Genomic DNA, 19,927 nt, shown 5'->3' with positions numbered 1-19,927 from the left:
AGGGGGGTATCCCTCCACACACTCCAGTCACAAAACCAAAAAAACCCCGGATGTCGCCATCCGGGGTTTTCCTTATGACCACAAGGCCAAATCTTATTCGTCGTCGTCGTTGCCGTCAGCTTCCGGATCGAAGAAGTCTTCCGGACGCAGGGCGTCTTCGTCAACGCCGTAGATGGCGTCGGCGGAGGTGAGGCTTTCGCCCTTGGACTGACGCTCGGCTTCTTCGGCAGAACGGGCAACGTTCAGCTCGACCTGAAGCTCGACTTCGGCGTGCAGGTGCAGGGTAACGTTGTGCAGGCCGATGGTCTTGATCGGCGTGTTCAGTTCAACCTGGTTGCGGCCGATGTTGAAGCCTTCGGCGCCGAGGATTTCAACGACGTCGCGAGCAGCAACAGAACCGTAAAGCTGACCGGTTTCGCCAGCCGAGCGAACGACGATGAAGGACTTGCCTTCGAGTGCTTCGGCAACCTTCTGGGCTTCCGACTTGCGCTCGAGGTTACGGGCTTCAAGCGTTGCGCGCTCGGTTTCGAAACGGGTCTTGTTGGCGGCGTTGGCGCGCAGCGCCTTGCCCTGCGGCAGCAGGAAGTTACGTGCGTAACCGTCGCGAACCTTTACGGTTTCGCCCATCTGGCCGAGCTTGTTGATGCGTTCGAGAAGAATAACGTCCATCTTCTTGATCCTTTCTATGTGTTGGTTTCGTTCGTATTGTCAGTTTTCCGCGTTGGGGTGAGGGAGATCGTGCTGCGCACGTCGCTCAATCCCAAAACGAGAATGATAAGCAGCGGGAAGACAAAGACCGCCGAGAGATAGGCGAGGATGAGAACCGGCAGACGCCAGTCCTTTCCACGCGCGCGTTTGTGCAGCGAGGCGTAACCCGCCATCAGGAAGCCCGCGCCGAAGGTGCCGCAGACGACTGCGCCGACCATCGCGGCGACGCCCCCGAAGAACATGGCGACGATGCCGCAGAGAAAAACGAAGATGGCGTTGCGGTGCATGCGCAGTGCGGAAGGAATGTCCTCGCGTGGGCGAAGACCCTTGCCGAAGGAACCGACCAGCCGGGCCGCGAAATAATAGGCCGCAAACAAAAGGATGACCCACAGGCCGCCCTGAACGATCGGCAGCATCAGAACCAGCAGCGACTTCGTCTGCGCCAGTGCCTCGACATTGGGTTCGAACAGCGGTTCGCGGCTCTGCACGGAGGTCATCATCAGATCGACCATGCGCGCGACGAGATCGGGACCGTAACCGATCATCCAGCCGAGAATGACGACGGCAACCGAAACCAGAAGGCAGAGATGCAGGACGATGCCGGACAGCGGATACCAGGCAAGCAGGTCATCCGGGCCGCCGAGTTCCGAGGCCGGGCGCGCCAGATTGGCAAGATGCGAAAGCCAGCCCGCCGGGATCAGCGTGAAGATCGCAATGGTCAGCGAGAAAAGCGGCGATATGACGAGCGCGCCGATGATAGCCGTGGTGATGATCGCAACGACGGCTGCGCGATTTCCCCAGCCCATGCCGGCGATGAAGATGGGCATGGCGGAACCGGCGTAAAGCAGGAAGGAAAAGGACGACTGTGCCGTTGCGCCAAGCGTTAGAAACGCGGCGCATATGCCGGCGAGAACGCCGGTGATCAGCACTGTCTGGTTCAACTTTTGCACTTCGCTGTCCTGCTGGAAACTTGAGCAGTTAGAGGACCGGTCCAATCAGGATCGTCGTCCCCAACATGGGTTTTATGGTATCGATCCGCGCCCAACGCGGAAGGATTTGAACTCGCAACCTACTGATTAAAAGTCAGTTGCATCGTGGAAGACGAGGCCGCGCCAAAGCGCGGCCTCGCTTCAAATCATTACGCTACGACGTAAGGCAGCAGGCCGAGGAAACGGGCGCGCTTGATCGCCTGGGCGAGTTCGCGCTGCTTCTTCTGGGAAACGGCCGTGATGCGGGAAGGAACGATCTTGCCGCGCTCGGAAATGTAGCGCTGCAGGAGACGAACGTCCTTGTAGTCGATCTTCGGAGCGTTTGCGCCGGAGAAGGGGCACGTCTTGCGACGGCGGTGGAACGGGCGGCGTGCCTGGGAAGAGGATGTATCAGCCATTGGTCAATTCTCCTTATGCACGGTCTTCGCGCGGACGGCGCGGACGGTCTTCGCGGTCGCCGAAGCCACCTTCGCGCGGTGCGCGGGGACCACGATCTTCACGCGGGCCACGATCCGGACGGTCGCCATCGCGGCGCGGACGGTCGTCACGGTCGCGCTTCTGCATCATCGCGGACGGGCCTTCTTCGTGGGCTTCGACGGCGATGGTCATGTAGCGAAGAACGTCTTCGTTGATGCGCATCTGGCGCTCGATTTCGTGGATCGCAGGCGCCGGAGCGTCGATGTCCATAAGAGCGTAGTGAGCCTTGCGGTTCTTCTTGATGCGGTAGGTGAGGGACTTCAGACCCCAGTTCTCGACGCGTCCGACTTTACCGCCGAACGATTCGATAACGCCCTTGTACTGCTCGACAAGTGCGTCGACCTGCTGGGCAGAAATATCCTGCCGGGCAAGGAAGATGTGTTCGTAAAGAGCCATTTAAGCTTTGCCTTTCTTGCGTTTCGTCCTTCACCCGGCAACGGCGCTAAGCCTCAACGACTGCTCCTGGTTAGGCTGCGAAGCCTTAAAGCAAGAAAAGCGTTGTTCGAGACGGTCGAGAGCGGAGACACGGGAGGCCGGAAAAACCTTATGGTTCCTGCTGTTTCGTTACCGAAACCAGCCCTCCGTTCAGCCACCAGCCAATTGGACCGGGTGTTGTGAACAGCGCGCTTATACCCATTTTTGCCCGGAATGCAAGGACCGGAGGCGAAAAAGCGCGCTGCGCTGTCGTCAGATCGGCATCGGATATTGCCGATGGATCGCGGCGATGCCTTTCAGGACGTCGTCGGACAAGGTGACATCGGCTGCTGCGATATCCACCTTCAGCTGCTCCATGGTCGTTGCGCCGATGATGGCGGAGGCCATGAAGGGGCGTGTCAGGCAGAAGGCGATGGCGAGCTGTGCCGGATCGAGGCCGTGTTGTGCGGCTAGCTCAAGATAGGCCTTGACCGGCGCTTCCTGATGCGGCTGCAGGCGACCGCCGAGGTCCTTGTTGATGGTGCCGCGCGAGCCCGCAGGGCGTGCGCCGTTCTGATACTTGCCCGTGAGCAGCCCCGCCGCCAGCGGCGAGTAGGCCAGCAGGCCGACATCTTCGTGATGCGCGACTTCCGCCATGTCGAGATCGAAGCTGCGATAGAGCAGGTTATATTCGTTCTGGATGGTTGCGACGTGCGGCAGGCCACGGGCCTCGGCAATATCGATATATTTCTGTGTACCCCATGCGCTTTCGTTGGAAAGGCCGATAGCGCGGATCTTGCCGGCCTTTACCAGCTCGCCGAGCGTGTCGAGCTTTTCGGTGATCTCGGCAAGCGTGCGCTCCTTTTCCTGACCGGAAGCATCAAAGCTCCAGGCGCCGCGAAAGTGATAGGTGCCGCGGTTCGGCCAGTGGATCTGATAGAGGTCGATGTAATCCGTTTTCAGGCGCGTGAGGCTGGTATCTACTGCCTCGCGGATGGCGCTCGCATCAATATCGCGCCCGCCGCGAATATAGTCACGCCCGGAACCGGCGACCTTGGTGGCGAGCACGACCTGGTCGCGCTTGCCGGTCTTTTCGAACCATGTGCCGATATAGTCTTCCGTCCGTCCCTGCGTTTCGGCGGAAACGGGGGTGGTGGGGTAAAGCTCGGCCGTATCGAAGAAATTGACGCCGTTCTCCAGCGCGTAATCCATCTGCGCATGCGCTTCGGCTTCAGTGTTCTGCGTGCCCCACGTCATTGTGCCAAGGCAAATTTCGGACACGGAAATGCCCGTGCGGCCCAATAGTCTCTGTTTCATGGAAATGTCCCGGTGCTTGGCCAGATATTTTGAAAGGTGGCATGAAAGTAATGGGGAATTGCCGCAGTGCAAGAAAAAATATGATGAAAAGAAAGGGGAAAATAGATCGGCAAAACCGCGTCGATGGGGTGCCGAAGGGCTTCAAGCCTTGACTCCGCAGGCCGGAATGTGAATGGAAGTCGAAAAGAATAAAGGCAAGGCCAGACAAGAAGGACCACATCCCATGGGTATTGCATTCACATTTCCCGGTCAGGGAAGCCAGGCCATCGGCATGGGCAAGGAACTCGCCGATACCTATCCGGAAGCACGGGCTGTGTTCCAGGAGGTCGATGACGCGCTCGGCCAGAAGCTTTCCGACATCATGTGGAATGGCCCGGAAGAAACGCTGACGCTGACGGCCAACGCCCAGCCGGCGCTCATGGCGGTGTCCATGGCGGTCATGCGGGTTCTGGAAGCGCGGGGTCTGAAGCTCTCTGACGCCGTCTCTTATGTCGCTGGCCATTCGCTCGGCGAATATTCCGCGCTCTGTGCTGCCGGCACCTTCTCGATTGCCGATACCGCACGGCTTCTCCGCATCCGCGGCAATGCCATGCAGGCTGCCGTGCCGGTGGGCGAGGGCGCGATGGCAGCGATCATCGGGCTGGAGCACGATGCTGTTTCGGCAATCTGTGAAGAGGCTGCCATTCTCGGCGTCTGCCAGATCGCCAACGACAATGGCGGCGGCCAGCTGGTCATTTCCGGCGGCAAGGCGGCTGTCGAGAAGGCGGCTGCGATCGCTTCCGAAAAGGGCGCCAAGCGCGCCATCATGCTGCCGGTTTCCGCGCCCTTCCACTCCGCGCTGATGGCGCCGGCGGCGGAAGCCATGCGCGAGGCGCTGGCGGCTGTCGAAAAGAATAACCCGGTCGTGCCTGTTATCGCCAATGTGCGTGCCGCCCCCGTTTCCGACGCCAATGAGATCGCCGCTTTGCTGGTCGAACAGGTGACGGGCCAGGTGCGCTGGCGCGAGACGGTGGAATGGTTCGCCGCCAACAATATAACGCAGCTTTACGAGATCGGCTCCGGCAAGGTGCTGACGGGTCTTGCCCGTCGCATCGACAAGACGGTGAACGGCGTTGCCGTCAACGGCGCTGCCGATATCGACCAGCTTCTCGCCACTCTTATCGGCTGAGACGGGCTTCGCCCCGCATCGGCTTTTTGTTTTACGGTAATTCCCGATGCGATTTCGCTAAAAGGCTTTTGCGGAATTGCTCTAAAGATTTCGCTAAAAGGCTTTTGCGGAATTGCTCTAAAGAAGGAACGGAACATGTTTGATCTGACAGGCCGCAAGGCTCTCGTAACCGGCGCGACCGGCGGTATTGGCGAGGAAATCGCCCGCCTTCTGCACAGCCAGGGCGCAACCGTCGGCCTGCACGGCACGCGCGTTGAAAAGCTCGAAGCCCTGGCGGCGGAACTTGGCGACCGCGTCAAGATTTTCCCGGCCAACCTTGCCGATCGTGCCGAGGTCAAGGCGCTGGGCGAAAAGGCCGAGGCCGAGCTGGAAGGCGTCGACATTCTTGTCAACAATGCCGGGATTACCAAGGACGGCCTGTTCGTGCGCATGAGCGACGAGGACTGGGACAACGTCATCGAGGTGAACCTGACCGCGATGTTCCGCCTGACGCGTGAACTGACGCATCCGATGATGCGCCGCCGTTTCGGCCGCATTATCAACATCACCTCCATCGTCGGCGTCACCGGCAATCCCGGCCAGGCGAACTATTGCGCCTCCAAGGCCGGCATGATCGGTTTTTCGAAGTCGCTGGCACAGGAAATCGCCACCCGCAACGTCACCGTCAACTGCGTAGCACCTGGATTCATCGAAAGCGCGATGACCGGCAAGCTGAACGACAAGCAGAAAGACGCCATCATGGGTGCCATTCCCATGAAGCGCATGGGGACGGGCGCCGAAGTCGCTTCGGCCGTACTTTATCTGGCTTCCAATGAAGCTGCCTACATGACCGGCCAGACCTTGCACGTCAATGGCGGCATGGCGATGATCTGACGCCACCTGAAAGGCGTCTTGAAACGATTGCGGCGCTGTTTCTGCACCTTGTTTGGTGTCGGGCGCCGCAAGACCCTCCATGCCGGTTTCCGGCGAAATTGCCTGTCATACGTTGTGCTTAGCGCGTTTTCAGGCTTTTCGACCGGTTGAAACCGTGTTAATCGGGCCAAGACTGTGAACAGTCGTCCCGGAGAGACAGGAAGCCGTTGCGATTTTGCGCGACGATGTCTAGCTTGGACCGGGTTGAACGGGTTTGCCAGCAGTGCCGGATTTGAACGGCGCATGAGGGCTTCTAACAGGGCAGGGTGCCGTAAGGCATTCCCTTCAAAATAAAGGTCGAGGAAACCGACATGAGCGATATCGCAGAACGCGTAAAGAAAATTGTAATTGATCATCTGGGCGTCGACGCCGACAAAGTTGTTGAAGGCGCAAGCTTCATTGACGATCTGGGCGCTGATTCGCTCGATACCGTTGAACTGGTCATGGCTTTCGAAGAAGAATTCGGCGTCGAGATCCCAGACGACGCAGCTGACTCGATCCTGACTGTTGGCGACGCTGTCAAGTTCATCGAGAAGGCCCAGGCCTGATCGACCTGTATTGGGGAGGTGTAACAACCTCCCGTCTTGGCCCGGCTTGTCCGGGCCAATATTTTATCGTGAAACAGAACGCGCCCGAAAGACGTGCGTCCTGACGAATGCATAAGTTTCCGAACCGGCTCCGGCCTGCGGAAGATTATGCGGACATTCAAAATGGTGCAGCGCCTGTTCCCGCCATTCCATGGTGTGTGGCGTTGCAAAAAGACCGATGATTTGGATAAGGGCGGAGCGTTGGCGATGAGGCGTGTCGTTATCACCGGTACCGGCATGGTATCTCCTCTTGGATGCGGAACGGAAATCACCTGGGAACGGCTGCTTGCCGGCCAGAACGGTGCCCGTCTCGTGACTGAGTTCGAAGTCGAAGACTTGCCCGCAAAGATTGCCTGTCGCATTCCCGTCGGCGATGGCTCCAACGGCACGTTCAATGCCGATGACTGGATGGAACTCAAAGAGCAGCGCAAGATCGATCCGTTCATCCTTTTCGGTGTGGCCGCTGCCGACATGGCGCTTGCGGACGCCGGCTGGCATCCCGAAACGGACGAAGACCAGATCGCCACGGGCGTTCTGATCGGCTCCGGCATCGGCGGTCTGGAAGGTATTGTCGAGGCGGGTTATACGCTGCGCGACAAGGGGCCCCGCCGCATTTCTCCATTTTTCATTCCCGGCCGTCTGATCAACCTGGTTTCCGGCCACGTCTCAATCCGTCACAAGCTGCGCGGTCCGAACCACGCCGTAGTGACGGCTTGCTCGACCGGCGCGCATGCCATCGGCGATGCTGCCCGGATGATTGCGTTCGGCGATGCCGAGGTCATGGTCGCAGGTGGCGCCGAATCGCCGGTCTGCCGCATCGCGCTTGCCGGCTTTGCCGCCTGCAAGGCGCTTTCCACCCAGCATAACGACGATCCGCAGAAGGCATCGCGTCCCTATGACCGCGACCGTGACGGTTTCGTCATGGGCGAAGGTGCCGGTATCGTCGTTCTGGAAGAGCTGGAACATGCCAAGGCGCGCGGCGCAAAGATTTATGCCGAAGTCGTCGGTTACGGCCTTTCCGGTGATGCCTATCACATCACCGCACCGTCAGAAGATGGCGATGGCGCGTACCGCTGCATGGCGATGGCGCTGAAGCGCGCCGGCCTCACGCCTGACGATATCGATTACATCAACGCCCACGGCACCTCCACCATGGCCGATACGATCGAGCTTGGTGCGGTCGAGCGGCTGGTTGGTGACGCGGCGTCGAAGATTTCCATGTCTTCCACAAAGTCGGCCACCGGCCATCTTCTCGGAGCAGCTGGCGCTATCGAGGCGATTTTCGCCACGCTTGCGATCCGCGACAATATCGTTCCGCCGACGCTGAACCTCGACAATCCCGACGTGGAGACGAAGATCGATCTGGTGCCGCACAAGGCGCGCAAGAGGCAGGTCAACGTCGCCTTGTCGAACTCCTTCGGGTTTGGCGGCACCAACGCCTCCCTCGTACTGCGTCGCTACGAAGCATAAATCACGACGAAAACCCGGCGCCGCAAACCGCCTAAAGCGGTGCGGCTCCCTCCCGCCGGGTGCCTGAGAGCGCTCTTCTTTGAAGAACGCATTGCGGCTCGCGAAAGCCATTTCGATTTTCGCGCCGATATTGTAGTCGTTTACGGAAGACGGTTTGCCGGTTTCGGAATGATTTCCTGCTGCGGGTGAATTTCCCGCCGCAGATGGCTTTCCTTGACCGGCTTTGCCGGAAACGACGATTCGTGAAGGAGGCAATGAGGTCTTCACGATGTCTCTATGTGGTGCAGGAAGGCATTCCGAACCTGTTTTTGCCGCATTACCTGCGCAAAAAGCGCTGACAACGCCGAACTGAAAAGGACCGACGGTGAGCGACACGAACCAGAACAGCCAGGGACCATACGGACGAGACGGCGCGGGTGAGGGCAATCGCGGCCCGATCATCCCGAAATCCCCGACCGAAGCGCTTCGGCCGGAAAAGGTGCCGGCTCCACCGAAGCGCTCCCGCAAGGCCCATGGCCAGCTGGTGATCTTCCTGAATTTTCTGATGACGCTTGCGGTTGCCGTCTGTGTGCTTGCTGTCGCAGCCTTCTATTACATGATCAATGCGTTCCAGGAGCCCGGTCCGCTTCAGACGAACACACATTTCACCGTGCGCAACGGCGCAGGCCTCATCGAGATCGCCAATAATCTCGAGCGCAATGACGTCGTATCCAATGCCCGTGTCTTCCGCCTGATGACGGGCAGCTACCTGCAAAAGGACCAGACGCTGAAGGCGGGCGAATACGAAATCAAGGCCGGCGCATCGATGAAAGATATCATGATGCTCTTGGAGTCGGGCAAATCGATCCTTTATTCCGTATCGTTGCCGGAAGGTCTGACCGTCAAGCAGATGTTCGCGCGGCTTGCCGCCGACGAGGTGCTGGATGGCGAATTGCCCGCCACCCTGCCGCCGGAAGGCAGCCTTCGCCCCGATACCTATCGCTTTACCCGTGGTACGAAGCGTGAGGAAATCATCAACCAGATGAGTGCGGCGCAGGAGAAGCTGATCGACATGATCTGGGAACGTCGTGACCCAGACCTGCCAATCAAGACGGTCGAGGAATTCGTGACGCTCGCCTCGATCGTGGAGAAGGAAACCGGCAAGGACGACGAGCGCGCCCATGTCGCTTCGGTGTTCTACAACCGGCTGAAGAAGGGCATGCGCCTGCAATCCGACCCGACGATCATCTACGGTCTCTTCGGCGGCGACGGCAAACCGTCCGACCGTCCGATCTACCAGTCGGACCTGCAAAAGCAGACGCCCTTCAACACCTATGTCATCAAGGGCCTGCCACCGTCTCCCATCGCCAATCCGGGCCGGGCCGCACTCGAGGCGGTTGCCAACCCGTGGCGCACCGATGACATCTACTTTGTTGCCGATGGCACCGGCGGCCATGTGTTTGCAAAGACGCTGGACGAACATAACGCCAATGTGCGCCGCTGGCGCAAGATCGAGGCCGAAAAAGCGGCTTCCGGCGCCAATCCCGATGTTGTCGTGGATGGTCAGCCCGGCGGCACCGAGGCGGAAAAACCGGCCAATAACTGATAGTTCTGACCGGGCCTTGTCATCGCAAGGCCCGGTTTTTTGCACGGCATGATGGGGGCTTTCTGAATATGACATTGCAATCGATGACCGGGTTCGCGCGCAGCGAAGGAACCTCCGGCCGTTACCGCTGGGCGTGGGAATTGCGCTCGGTGAACGGCAAGGGGCTCGATGTGCGCCTGCGCCTGCCAAACGGTCTGGAAGCGCTGGAAACGGGCCTGCGGGAAATCGCGGCACAGCATCTTTCCCGCGGCAATATTCAGGCCGGATTAACGCTGGCGATTGCGGAAAACCGGCTGGAGGCGGTGATCAACCGCGATGCTCTTGCCGCAGTTCTCGCTCTCAAGGAAGAACTGGGCGACGTCGTCGACGACAAGCCGCTGAGCTTCGATACGCTACTGTCGCTGCGCGGGCTCATCGATTTTCGCGAGGCGGAAGATGACGCCGAGGCGCAGGCCATGCGCAACGCTGACGTGCTTGCGGGCTTTGCCGCCGCCGTCGAGAAGCTGAAGGACATGCGCGAGCGGGAAGGGGCGTCCCTGTTTGCCATCCTTTCCGGGCAGATCGACAGGATCGAGCAACTCGTGAACCTCATCGAAAACGATCCTTCCCGCCAGCCGGAACAGATCGCTGCAAGGCTTGCCCAGCAGATTGCCCTTATTGGCGATGGCATGCACGGGCTCGATCGCGACCGTCTGCACGCCGAGGCCGCACTGATCGCTACCAAGGCGGATCTGCGCGAAGAGGTCGACCGGCTACACGCACATGTCCAGGCATCGCGCGAACTTTTGGCTCATGGCGGGCCAGTTGGCCGCAAGCTCGATTTTCTTGCACAGGAATTTAACCGCGAGTCGAATACAATCTGTTCCAAATCGAACGCCAGTGCGGTAACCGCAGCAGGCATAGAGCTGAAAGTGGTTATCGACCAGTTCCGCGAGCAGGTCCAAAATCTGGAGTAGACCCATGGTTCCGGTGAACAATTCCCCTGTTACGATTGCCCGCAGAGGGCTGATGCTGGTGATTTCATCGCCATCGGGCGCTGGTAAATCCACGATAGCGCGCAACCTGCTCGACAAGGACAAGAACATCAGCCTGTCCGTCAGCGTGACGACGCGCCCGCGCCGCCAGAGCGAGATTGAAGGCATCCACTACCACTTCATCTCCAAGCGCGACTTCGAGCGCCTGCGTGACAGCGATGAGCTTCTGGAATGGGCCGAGGTTCACGGCAATTTTTACGGCACGCCGCGCGAGCCGGTGGAAGTGGCGATGGCGGCCGGACGCGACATGCTGTTCGACATCGACTGGCAGGGCGCCGAACAGCTTCAGGACAAGATGAAGGCCGACGTCGTGTCGATCTTCATCCTGCCGCCAACCATGACCGAGCTGCAATCGCGCCTGCACCGCCGCGCCGAAGACACCGAAGCGGTGATCCAGACCCGGCTTCTCAATTCCCGCGCCGAGATCGAGCACTGGCGCGATTACGACTACGTCATCCTCAACGACGACCTGCAGGCGGCCTTCGAGGCCGTAGAAGCGATAGTCAAGGCCGAACGTGTGCGCCGCGACCGCCGCCACGGCATGTTCGATTTCGTGCGCGGACTGCTTGCGGAAGAACCGCAGCTCTGATTTGGCAGTTAAAGCAGCGCGTTATCTCTAATGCTGACGTAGCCATTGCCGGGACAGGCGCTCGTCTGCCGCGTTTGCTGCCCAGCCGTGGCCTGTGTCGAGTGTCTCCAGTACCACATCCGCGCCCGCAGTCGAAAATTGATCGGCCAAATGGGGCGCATCATCGCGATGCCGCCGCTCATCATGTGCACCTGCCAGCAGGAGCGCAGGATATCCGGTGAGCTTCGGAAAATGCTCGTTATTGCGTGGGGATAGTGGCCGAAGCAGAATTGCACCCCTCGACAGATGACGATTCTGGCAGATTGTTTCAGCCGCGATGATCGCACCGTTTGAATATCCCACGAGAAAGGGTCTTTGCCCCGTCTGCTGAAATACGAATTCGATAAACCGGCAAAGCCCGGCGGCTTGATGTTTCAGGTCGTCGATATCGAGTTGTCTATCGGGCTTTCTGCGAAAAAACGCAAAGCCATTTTCCCATCGCACAATGCCTCTCGGAGCATACAGAATGCCGCTGGGAAAAACGGCACGGCCAAACGAAGCGAGATCTTCCTCCGTTCTTCCCGAACCGTGTAGCAACACGACCGCGCAATCAGGCGATCCGACGGGCATGTGGAGCTTGTAGTGAAAACCGGCACTCTCCACGCGCTTGTCCCCTAATTCTGTCACCCGCGTCAGAAGTGCCGAAACGTCGCCTTCAATTACAGGCAGTTCGCCAGCGTCACAAATTCCTCGACCGACAGCGTTTCCGCCCGTCTTGTCGCGTCAATGCCTGCCTTTTCCAGCAGAACTTCACCGCCAAGGCTTTTCACGCTCTGGCGCAGCATCTTGCGGCGTTGGCCGAAGGCGGCTTCCGTTACCTTTTCGAGCTTCGCGACATCGCAGGGCAGCGGCTTTTCCTTTGGCAGCAGATGCACGACCGTCGAGGTAACCTTAGGCGGTGGGCTGAAGGCCTGCGGCGGGACGTCGAAGGCCATTTCCGAAACCGTGCGCCAGCCGGCGAGAACGCCAAGGCGGCCGTAATGGTTGTCGCCTTCTTCTGCCACGATGCGCTGGCCGACTTCCTTCTGGAACATCAGCGTCATGGAGAGCCAGAAAGGCGGCCATTCTTTCGGCAGCAGCCAGTTGACCAGCAATTGCGTGCCGACATTGTAAGGCAGGTTGGCAATGATCCGCACCGGTTCGCCAGCGGGAACCAAAGCCTCGAAATCGGTCTTCAGCGCATCACCCTCGATGACCTCAAGACGTCCGGGATAATGCGCTTCGATCTCCGCAAGTGCAGGCAGGCAGCGGCTGTCCCGCTCAATGGCGATAACCTTTTTGGCACCGAGCGATAGAATGGCGCGGGTGAGGCCGCCAGGCCCGGGGCCAACCTCGATGACCGTCACGCCGTCAAGCGGCCCAGCGTTTCGGGCGATCTTCTGGGTGAGGTTGAGATCGAACAGGAAGTTCTGCCCGAGCGACTTCTTAGCGTCTAGCCCATGGCGCTGAATGACATCGCGTAGCGGCGGCAATCCGTCAATCGCGGCCATTATGCGCCGACCCGGCTGCGAAGAGAAATCTCCGCCGCCATCTTCAGCGCTGCGACAAGGCTCGTTTCGCTGGCAATGCCCTGGCCGGCGATGCCGAAGGCGGTGCCGTGGTCGGGCGAGGTCCGGATGAAGGGCAGGCCGAGCGTGACATTGACGGAATCGTCAAAGCCAAGCGCCTTGGCCGGGATAAGGGCCTGATCGTGATACATGCAGACGGCGACATCATAGCGCCTGCGGGCGGCATCGTGGAACATCGTATCGGCGGGCAGTGGGCCGAAAGCGTCGATCCCGTCTTTCCGCAACCGTATGGTCGCAGGGTGAACCACATCGCGGTCCTCCGTGCCCAATGCCCCATCTTCACCCGCGTGTGGATTGAGACCGGCGACCGCCAGTCGTGGTGCCTCGATGCCGAATTTCTGCCGCAGATCAGCATCGATAATGCGGCAGGTCGTAACGATCAGCTCTTCCGTCAGCGCCGAAGGCACATCTTTTACTGGGATATGGATCGTTACCGGCACGACGCGGACCTTGGGTCCGGCAATCATCATCACCGGCATCACCTGTTTGCCGGTCAGGCGCAAAGCCAAATCGGCGAGAAATTCCGTGTGACCGGGAAAACCGAAGCCTGCTTCGTAAAGCACGGATTTCGCAATCGGATTGGTGACGACGGCGGAAGCCTTGCCCTCGACCGTCAAGGCAACGGCGAGCTCGATCGCCTTGATCGTCGCATGAGCGGCTCCGACATGCGGCTGGCCGGCCTGAACCTCGAAACCGACGGGAAGAGGAAGAACGGGAAAAGCACGGTCAAACACGCCGACGGCATCCGCCGCTTCGCAGGTCTCGATATTGACTGGTATGCCAAGCAGCGTCGCACGGCTCGCCACCACATCGGGATCGCCGATGAAGATGAAGGGCGCCACGCCGTTCTCCCGGCGCTTGGCCCAGGCGGCAATGGCGATATCAGGGCCGATACCGGCTGGATCTCCCTGAGTCAGGGCAAGCGGCAGGGATGCATGTGTCACGGAAAGGCCGGCTCTCGTATCAGGTGTTGACGATCTGCGCCTTCTTGCGCAGCTCATCCATATATTTCTTCTCGTTCGGGTTTTCGCCACCCTTGGCCTTCATCAGGTCTTCGGACTTGAACACCATTTCCGCCGCGTAATCGTCGGAAACCTGACGCTGCTTGCAGATTGCCAGATATTCGACGCCCTTTTCGGTCACACGTGTTCCTGTGGTGCCGCCTTCCTTGGTCTTTTCCACGAGAGGCTTCCACTCTTCCGGCAGTTCGGGCGCCAGAATCCGTCCAAGATCCTTGATCGCCACGTCCCGCATGGTGGCCGCGAAAGTCATGGCCTGGTCGCAGCCGGGATAACGCTTGCGCGAGGCTTCAGCCTCGGCCTTGCGCTTGCCAGTAATGGCATTACGCTTCGATTCCGGAATGACAAAGATCACCTGTTGCAGGAAATATTCCGTCGTTACCGGCTTGTCGCCGCGTTCCCTCAGGCGGGTGACGAGGTCCTGGTTAGACATCTTGCCACGCGCACCATAACGGGCGTTCACAAGGCGCGGCCAGCTCATCTGCACGGCGATGAAGGATTTGAAATGGTCCGCACCGACGCCGGCCTTGGCGAGGATCTGCGTCAGCTGTTGCGGGTTCATCTTGTTGTTGGCAGCAAAGCGCGCAAAAGCCGCATCGACCTCTTGGGTGCTGACGGACATTTTCACGCGACCGATTTCTTCGCGCTTCAGCGCCTCATCAACCAGCTGCTCGCGGGCTTTTTCGTTGAGATTGCCAGATTGGCGCTGCAGCTTCAGGAAGGCGACGCGCTTGGCAATATCATCATTGGTAATGGGGGTCTTGTTGACGACGATTTTGACCGTGCTGTCGGCGAAGGCCTGGCTGGCAAAGGGCGCAACGGCCATGGGAACGGCGAATATCGCAAAGGCGAAAGCAGCGCCACGCAAAGCCGTCTTTCCGAAATTCATCATATCCTTCTCCCTTTCGTCGGGCGGGGGTCTGTTTCCCCGTCCCGCCAATCTGTTCTGTCTGCCAATGGGTAATATTCCTTACCCTGGCTTTTCAGATCTGCACCTGTGCATCCGCACCGCGAATTTGCCACGTATATATCATCGCGATCTGCAAGACGGCAATGTGTCGGTTTGTTGAAAGAAACCCGATGGTTCTATACCTGACGAACCCTGGCGCGTTGTTGCGGCAAAACCGTGACTTTTACTGGCTGGATGGCAAAAAGGCAGGCCACGATGCTATATGGCCTGCCTTTAAACTCAATAATTGTTCGGTTTCCAGCCGATATCCATATCGGCCCAGTCCTCGTTTGCGGAGCCAATGCTGACATCGCCGAGCGTGCGGAACGCCAGACGGGCATTGATCGACCAGTCATTGGCGGCCTGCCGGCTGGACGTGATATTGCCCTCGTCGGAGTAGCTGACCGTCAAGATCGTGCATTCATCCTGATAGGCGATGCCAATACGGCGCTCGGCGGCAAATTTTCCGTTCAGATCGTAGTTGATCGAGCCGAACAGCGACCAGTTGTCGTCCATGCGCAGCGTACCGGACGCCTGAACGATATCGCGGTCTTCATTGTAGCCGTACTGCGGCTGCGCCTTGACCTGCGTATAGCTGAGCTTGCCGGTGAGGCGGCGGTCCGAATAGCTGACGCCTGTCTCGGAACGGTTGATCTCGAGATTGTCCTTGTCGAAGCGCAGGCTCGATGACAGCGATAGGCCGATTGGCGCATCGAAGGCTGCCATGGCGACGTAGTCCGAGCGGTCGGATTCGAGACCGGAATTCGCGCCGACATTTACGAGATCGTAGGAGGCAAAAGAATTGTCGCCCGCCAGGTGGAAAGACTGACCGGCAATGGCGCGAATGCCGTAGCCATTGTCGAATGTGCCGTTGTAGCGCAGACCGATGTTTGCGCGCGTGCCGCCCTCGATCCGGTCGAAACCGGAGAACTTGTCACGTTCGAACAGGTTGGTCGCGTCGAACACGAAAGCCTGCGAATCTTCGTTGGGGAAGCGGCCGGCATATTGTTCGTTCGGACGCACGAAAATCTGCGCAATCGGCTCGATCACGTGGTTGCTGTTAAGCGCCGTGAACAGCCAGGGGTAACGCACTTCCAGGCCGCCGGTTACCATACCTCGCAACGCCGCATCGTCCTGCATCATGCCCTGATAGGCATAGGACGTGCCACCCGATGTAAAGCTTGCCGCCGACATATCCGTCCACAGCGCATCACCACGGGCGGCAAGGATCGGCGTGATCTGCAGGCCGCTATCCATCGTGAAGGTGCGCTTCCATTCGGCTTCGGTGGAAAGGCGTGTGTAAGAACCCTCCAGGCCGTTGAAGCGTGGATAACCGCCCAAAGCGTAAGAATCCTGCGTCGACCGGCTGATGCTGGTAAAATTCGTGGTCAGTGATAGTTCACCGCCATAGATTGGATCCGGCACGAAGTATCGATAATCCATCACAGGATGAACGATCGCCTGCTTTCGCTCCTTCAGTTCGGAATTGTCCGTATCCTGAACGTTGAAGTAATAGCCGCGGGCGTCGAAGCTGTTTCGCTCACTCATGCCGCTCAGATATATCTGGTTCGTCTGAACGTCGTTTTTGTAGCCTTTTAGATTATAGGTACGCGAGAAGTTGTTGTCCGTCTGCACCATCGCATCCCAGCCGAAGGCCCAGCGCGGATTGATGCTGAAATTGCCCTTGCTTGCCACCATGCCGCGCTGGTCGTTCAGCGCATCGCTAGTTCCTGCGATAAATGTATCAGAAGATTGCTGGCTGATGCCGGCGATCGTCAGCGTATGCATGCCGGTTTCGAAACGCTGGCGCAACTCCGCCTGAAGCAGCAAGCCCTGCTTGGTGTAATAGGTAGGGGTGATGGTCAAATCCGATGTATCGGAAAGGACCTGGAAGTAGGGTACACCGAAACCGAAGCCGAGCTTGTTGGTCATGCTCATCTGCGGAAACAGGAATCCGGACTTCCGTTTCACCGTATTGTCCGGAACCGTCAGGAACGGCACATAGGCGATCGAATGGCCGAAAAGCTGCAAGCGGGCTTTTTCCAGCCGGATCGTATGGGTCTTGCCGTCCTGAATGACACGTTCAGCCTTGACCTGCCACAGCGGCGCCTTTTCGGGCCGTTCGGCGCATGGCAAACAGGCAGTGTAGACGCCGTTATTGAGGACCATGCGGTCGCCTTCGAGCCGTTCGGCACTTTCACCCGCGATGCGGGTATTGTCCGGGGTCTCGACGCGAAGCGCATTGACGAAGCCCTGACCGAAATCGTCAGTGACATCCATCTCGTCGGCATAGATCTTGTTGCCGCCGGGCTCGATCAGCTCGATGTTGCCGTGCGCAATCACGCGGCCCGTCTGCTGATTATATTCCACTTGCTGGGCCACCATACGGTAGCCCGAATAATGCATGCGAACCACACCCTTTGCGATGACACGCTGGGAATCGCGATTATAGGTCAGTTCATTTGCCGTAAGCAGGAGTTTCGAATCGTCTTGGCTTCCGGGCGCAAGCAAACCACCCTGGCCGAAAGCGACCGGGCTGGATGCCAAATATGCGCACACAGCGGCACCTGTCAGAAGGGCCGTCCAAAGCCGCCTGATATTCCCGCGGTCATATACCGCCACTAGCCGTCCTCCTGATGAAGCAGAATGGTTGCCCCCAAAGCCAACGCCACGATGACTGGAACCCAGACCGCGACGGTGGGAGGGACAACGCCACCACTCCCGAATGCCCTTACGAGCACGGTTACTACATAAAGCACGAAGCCGGAAACGATTCCACCCAGAATCACGGAGCGCGACTGGGCGAAGCGGCTGAACTTTAATGAAACTGTCGCGGCGATCAAGGTCATCGCAACCAGAAGCAGGGGCGTCGATAGCAGGAAATGATACTGCGTCTCAAGCGCTTTCGACGACAGTCCAAAAGACTTTGCAACTTCGATCTTGTGAGAAAGATCAAAGAAAGCAACGGTTTCCGTCTGCGTCATACGTTCCTGAACGAATTCCCGTCTCAGATTGGTACTGATCCGCGTGCTCTCTTGCCGAACTGGCACATGTCCCGCACGGGTTTCCGCGACGCCGTTAAGAAGCCAGTAACCATCTTCCAACTTTGCCGACTTCGCGTCCTGCCGGGAGACAATGTTTCCGTCCTTGTCGAGGTGGATCAGAACCACATCGAGAAGCATCGTTCCGTTGTCTTCGAAGCTCTTGGCGCCGATAATGGTGTCCTGGCCGCCGCTCGACTGGCGCATCCATGGAATGATGTCCTGCTGGCGGCCGCCGCTGCCTTCGTTACGCCAGCCCGCTTCCATCGACAGCGAGCGGTTCTGGCCCCATGCAGCGATTGGGTTGAGGACGAGGACGGACAGGATGCCGAGAAACACCGCGCCAAGGACAAAAGGAAGGATGAATTGCCAGGCGGAGACGCCTGCCGCACGCGTGACGACGAGCTCGTAACGCCGGTTGAGCGAGATCAGCGTCGTCATGCCGACGAAGAGCGCGATGAAGGGAATAGTCTGCTGCAGGATCAGCGGCAGGCGAAGCGCGGTGAGGCCAAGTGCGCCTGGAACAGAATAGCCTGGCACGCTGGACATGCGCCGCGCCGTTTCGCTGAAATCGGCAAGATAGATAATTGCCGATACGCCGAGCAGGAACCAGATGGCCGTGATCAGATACCGTTTGAGGAAATACCGGGCGAGGGTGCTGAAAATCATGCGTTACCGCTCCCCGAGCTTCGCGCCAGCCGGCTGGAGAAAAGACGGCGCAGACGGCTGGCCGTATCCGCGACGATCTTCGGCATTCTCGGCTTGCGACCCGTGATGAGAATAAAGGCGGCGGCGGCGCCGCTGAGGCCCGGCACGGCATAGACCAGCGGAATGAAGGCCGCGCTCTGCTTGACCTGGTTGGTGACGTAAAAACCGAGCCAGCGCAGCATGAAGGCCGTCACCAGCGCAGCGACCATCGGATGCATCCGCGCTTCACGATGCGAGCGCGCATCAGCGGCTATGACCAGCGATATCAGTGCGAAGGCGAAGGCGAACATCCAGTCCGACAGGCGCTTGTGCAACTCACTGCGGAAGCTTTCGGGAGACCGCTTGTAACTCGCGTTGTTCTCGTCTGGCGAGAGAAGGAAACCGAGGCTCGCATCGCCCGGAGAAAGCGACGGTTCGGAAGTCTGCTTTTCCGACATGGTCGAAAGGTCGAAGGCATAGGACAGGAACTTGACGATGGAGACCTTGCCATCAGGTGTTTTCTGCTGGACTTCGCCGTCGCGCATCGTCAGCGACGTGCCGCTTTCATCGATCATGCCTTCCTTGGCGTAATAGATAAGATCGAAATTGGGATCGCGGCGGTCGGCGACGAACAGGCCCTTGAGGATACGGCCCTGACGCTGGGCGATCTGCACATAGAGGCCGTCCTGAACGGCGCGGAAGGTCTTTTCCTCGATCACCGACGAGAGGAGGTCGGCATAGGCAGCCGCCACCATCTGCCTGGCCGAATTTCGGGCAGGCGGCTCGATGAAGTTGGTGATGGTGAAGGACAGCGCACTTAGAACGGCAGCCAGAATGATAACCGGGCGAAACATCACGGAGCGCGACGATCCGGCCGCATCGATTATGGCAAGCTCGGAATCGTTGTTCATCGCCGTGAATGTCTGGGTGATGCCAATGACGAGGGCGAAAGGCAACACGACGGGGATCAGCGTCGGCAGGATCATCGTCGCCAGCGCCATGAAGGAGCCCATCGACTGGCCGGTATCGGTGACGAGGTTGATTCTCTGGAGAACCTGGATGGTCCAGATGATGGCCAGCACCGGCAGCAGCGCGACCAGAAACATCTGCGTTGTCCGTCGCAGGATATAGTTCTCGAGAAGCTTCATACTGCCCTTGTCGACATTGTTTTTCTGCGCGATCGCTCGCCGGATTTCCGCCTATCTAATCGCATCGTTTGCAATTGGCTATTCCGGCACGCTCACAAAAATGTTTTGCACGATGATTTTTCCACCGCCTGTGTCTTTTTGTGGAACAAGCTGTCGGTTTCATGACGCGATCGGCCATTCCACAAAAATGCCTTTCCTTTAGCGAATGTCGGCCTTTAAAGAATGT

The 19,927-nt window shown here is 58.9% G+C and carries 19 protein-coding genes; 7 read left to right on the top strand and 12 right to left on the bottom strand.

Translation table 11 applies throughout. From position 1 onward, the window contains the following. Positions 1-93 precede the first annotated feature (93 nt). The 5 genes from rplI to T18_RS03985 form a co-directional block, all read right to left on the bottom strand. Positions 94-669: a 50S ribosomal protein L9 gene (rplI, locus tag T18_RS04005; protein ID WP_003512362.1), complete on the bottom strand. Its 576-nt coding sequence runs from the start codon at positions 667-669 to the stop codon at positions 94-96. Positions 670-683: 14 nt separating this feature from the next. Beyond that, positions 684-1,658, bottom strand: a complete 975-nt coding sequence (locus T18_RS04000) for a hypothetical protein (protein WP_025592960.1) — start codon at positions 1,656-1,658, stop codon at positions 684-686. A 188-nt stretch (positions 1,659-1,846) separates the two neighbouring features. Then, on the bottom strand, positions 1,847-2,095 hold the full coding sequence (rpsR, locus tag T18_RS03995) for a 30S ribosomal protein S18 (RefSeq protein WP_003496832.1): 249 nt from the start codon (positions 2,093-2,095) through the stop codon (positions 1,847-1,849). 13 nt (positions 2,096-2,108) lie between these two features. Then, positions 2,109-2,570, bottom strand: coding sequence for a 30S ribosomal protein S6 (rpsF, locus tag T18_RS03990; RefSeq protein WP_003512373.1), 462 nt, complete (start codon positions 2,568-2,570; stop codon positions 2,109-2,111). Between the two features lie 291 nt (positions 2,571-2,861). After that, positions 2,862-3,905: an aldo/keto reductase gene (locus T18_RS03985; RefSeq protein ID WP_038490533.1), complete on the bottom strand. Its 1,044-nt coding sequence runs from the start codon at positions 3,903-3,905 to the stop codon at positions 2,862-2,864. Between the two features lie 223 nt (positions 3,906-4,128). Here T18_RS03985 and fabD point away from each other — a divergent pair, with 223 nt between their 5' ends. The 7 genes from fabD to gmk all read left to right on the top strand — a co-directional run bounded on the left by fabD (position 4,129) and on the right by gmk (position 11,250). Beyond that, positions 4,129-5,073, top strand: a complete 945-nt coding sequence (gene fabD, locus T18_RS03980) for an ACP S-malonyltransferase (protein ID WP_038492751.1) — start codon at positions 4,129-4,131, stop codon at positions 5,071-5,073. Between the two features lie 135 nt (positions 5,074-5,208). Continuing rightward, entirely contained in the window at positions 5,209-5,946 is a 738-nt protein-coding gene (gene fabG / locus T18_RS03975; protein WP_003512379.1) for a 3-oxoacyl-[acyl-carrier-protein] reductase, read from the top strand. A 350-nt stretch (positions 5,947-6,296) separates the two neighbouring features. After that, the gene (locus T18_RS03970; RefSeq protein ID WP_003502080.1) at positions 6,297-6,533 is read left to right on the top strand and encodes an acyl carrier protein; all 237 of its coding nucleotides are present in this window, start codon (positions 6,297-6,299) and stop codon (positions 6,531-6,533) included. A gap of 246 nt (positions 6,534-6,779) precedes the next feature. Further along, positions 6,780-8,042, top strand: coding sequence for a beta-ketoacyl-ACP synthase II (gene fabF / locus T18_RS03965; RefSeq protein ID WP_026330798.1), 1,263 nt, complete (start codon positions 6,780-6,782; stop codon positions 8,040-8,042). Positions 8,043-8,406: 364 nt separating this feature from the next. After that, positions 8,407-9,627: an endolytic transglycosylase MltG gene (mltG, locus tag T18_RS03960; protein ID WP_003512383.1), complete on the top strand. Its 1,221-nt coding sequence runs from the start codon at positions 8,407-8,409 to the stop codon at positions 9,625-9,627. 68 nt (positions 9,628-9,695) lie between these two features. Continuing rightward, positions 9,696-10,583 (top strand): YicC/YloC family endoribonuclease, encoded by an 888-nt coding sequence (locus T18_RS03955; protein ID WP_038490538.1) that lies wholly within the window; start codon positions 9,696-9,698, stop codon positions 10,581-10,583. Positions 10,584-10,587: 4 nt separating this feature from the next. Beyond that, positions 10,588-11,250, top strand: coding sequence for a guanylate kinase (gmk, locus tag T18_RS03950; RefSeq protein WP_003512388.1), 663 nt, complete (start codon positions 10,588-10,590; stop codon positions 11,248-11,250). Between the two features lie 27 nt (positions 11,251-11,277). On the opposite strand, the gene T18_RS03945 is transcribed toward gmk, so the two are convergent. The 7 genes from T18_RS03945 to T18_RS03915 all read right to left on the bottom strand — a co-directional run bounded on the left by T18_RS03945 (position 11,278) and on the right by T18_RS03915 (position 19,701). Then, positions 11,278-11,892 (bottom strand): alpha/beta hydrolase, encoded by a 615-nt coding sequence (locus T18_RS03945; RefSeq protein WP_038490542.1) that lies wholly within the window; start codon positions 11,890-11,892, stop codon positions 11,278-11,280. 56 nt (positions 11,893-11,948) lie between these two features. Continuing rightward, a complete protein-coding gene (gene rsmA / locus T18_RS03940) occupies positions 11,949-12,779 on the bottom strand; it encodes a 16S rRNA (adenine(1518)-N(6)/adenine(1519)-N(6))-dimethyltransferase RsmA (RefSeq protein ID WP_038490545.1) in 831 nt (276 codons plus the stop codon). Further along, positions 12,779-13,801, bottom strand: coding sequence for a 4-hydroxythreonine-4-phosphate dehydrogenase PdxA (gene pdxA / locus T18_RS03935; RefSeq protein ID WP_038490546.1), 1,023 nt, complete (start codon positions 13,799-13,801; stop codon positions 12,779-12,781). The genes rsmA and pdxA overlap by 1 nt, the downstream gene beginning before the upstream one ends. Positions 13,802-13,820: 19 nt before the next feature. Next, positions 13,821-14,768 carry a peptidylprolyl isomerase gene (locus T18_RS03930; RefSeq protein WP_038490548.1) on the bottom strand — a complete coding sequence of 316 codons (948 nt, stop codon included), beginning with the start codon at positions 14,766-14,768 and terminating at the stop codon, positions 13,821-13,823. A gap of 297 nt (positions 14,769-15,065) precedes the next feature. Next, a complete protein-coding gene (locus tag T18_RS03925) occupies positions 15,066-17,447 on the bottom strand; it encodes an LPS-assembly protein LptD (RefSeq protein ID WP_013635844.1) in 2,382 nt (793 codons plus the stop codon). Next, positions 17,447-18,535 carry an LPS export ABC transporter permease LptG gene (lptG, locus tag T18_RS03920; protein WP_013635845.1) on the bottom strand — a complete coding sequence of 363 codons (1,089 nt, stop codon included), beginning with the start codon at positions 18,533-18,535 and terminating at the stop codon, positions 17,447-17,449. Before lptG ends, T18_RS03925 begins: the two co-directional genes overlap by 1 nt. Continuing rightward, complete coding sequence (locus T18_RS03915; protein WP_038490551.1) at positions 18,532-19,701, bottom strand: LptF/LptG family permease; 1,170 nt, start codon at positions 19,699-19,701, stop codon at positions 18,532-18,534. Before T18_RS03915 ends, lptG begins: the two co-directional genes overlap by 4 nt. Positions 19,702-19,927 lie beyond the last annotated feature (226 nt).

This window comes from Rhizobium sp. TBD182 (assembly GCF_001950375.1).
Taxonomy (GTDB): domain Bacteria; phylum Pseudomonadota; class Alphaproteobacteria; order Rhizobiales; family Rhizobiaceae; genus Agrobacterium; species Agrobacterium tumefaciens.
This window is presented reverse-complemented; position numbering and strand designations above follow the sequence as displayed.

Bases quoted from the DNA above. Each gene is read 5' to 3' on its own strand.
- rplI (WP_003512362.1), bottom strand. From the start codon at position 669: ATGGACGTTATTCTTCTCGAACGCATCAACAAGCTCGGCCAGATGGGC.
- rpsR (WP_003496832.1), bottom strand. From the start codon at position 2,095: ATGGCTGATACATCCTCTTCCCAGGCACGCCGCCCGTTCCACCGCCGT.
- rpsF (WP_003512373.1), bottom strand. From the start codon at position 2,570: ATGGCTCTTTACGAACACATCTTCCTTGCCCGGCAGGATATTTCTGCC.
- T18_RS03985 (WP_038490533.1), bottom strand. From the start codon at position 3,905: ATGAAACAGAGACTATTGGGCCGCACGGGCATTTCCGTGTCCGAAATT.
- fabD (WP_038492751.1), top strand. From the start codon at position 4,129: ATGGGTATTGCATTCACATTTCCCGGTCAGGGAAGCCAGGCCATCGGC.
- fabG (WP_003512379.1), top strand. From the start codon at position 5,209: ATGTTTGATCTGACAGGCCGCAAGGCTCTCGTAACCGGCGCGACCGGC.
- T18_RS03970 (WP_003502080.1), top strand. From the start codon at position 6,297: ATGAGCGATATCGCAGAACGCGTAAAGAAAATTGTAATTGATCATCTG.
- fabF (WP_026330798.1), top strand. From the start codon at position 6,780: ATGAGGCGTGTCGTTATCACCGGTACCGGCATGGTATCTCCTCTTGGA.
- T18_RS03955 (WP_038490538.1), top strand. From the start codon at position 9,696: ATGACATTGCAATCGATGACCGGGTTCGCGCGCAGCGAAGGAACCTCC.
- gmk (WP_003512388.1), top strand. From the start codon at position 10,588: ATGGTTCCGGTGAACAATTCCCCTGTTACGATTGCCCGCAGAGGGCTG.
- rsmA (WP_038490545.1), bottom strand. From the start codon at position 12,779: ATGGCCGCGATTGACGGATTGCCGCCGCTACGCGATGTCATTCAGCGC.
- T18_RS03930 (WP_038490548.1), bottom strand. From the start codon at position 14,768: ATGATGAATTTCGGAAAGACGGCTTTGCGTGGCGCTGCTTTCGCCTTT.
- lptG (WP_013635845.1), bottom strand. From the start codon at position 18,535: ATGATTTTCAGCACCCTCGCCCGGTATTTCCTCAAACGGTATCTGATC.
- T18_RS03915 (WP_038490551.1), bottom strand. From the start codon at position 19,701: ATGAAGCTTCTCGAGAACTATATCCTGCGACGGACAACGCAGATGTTT.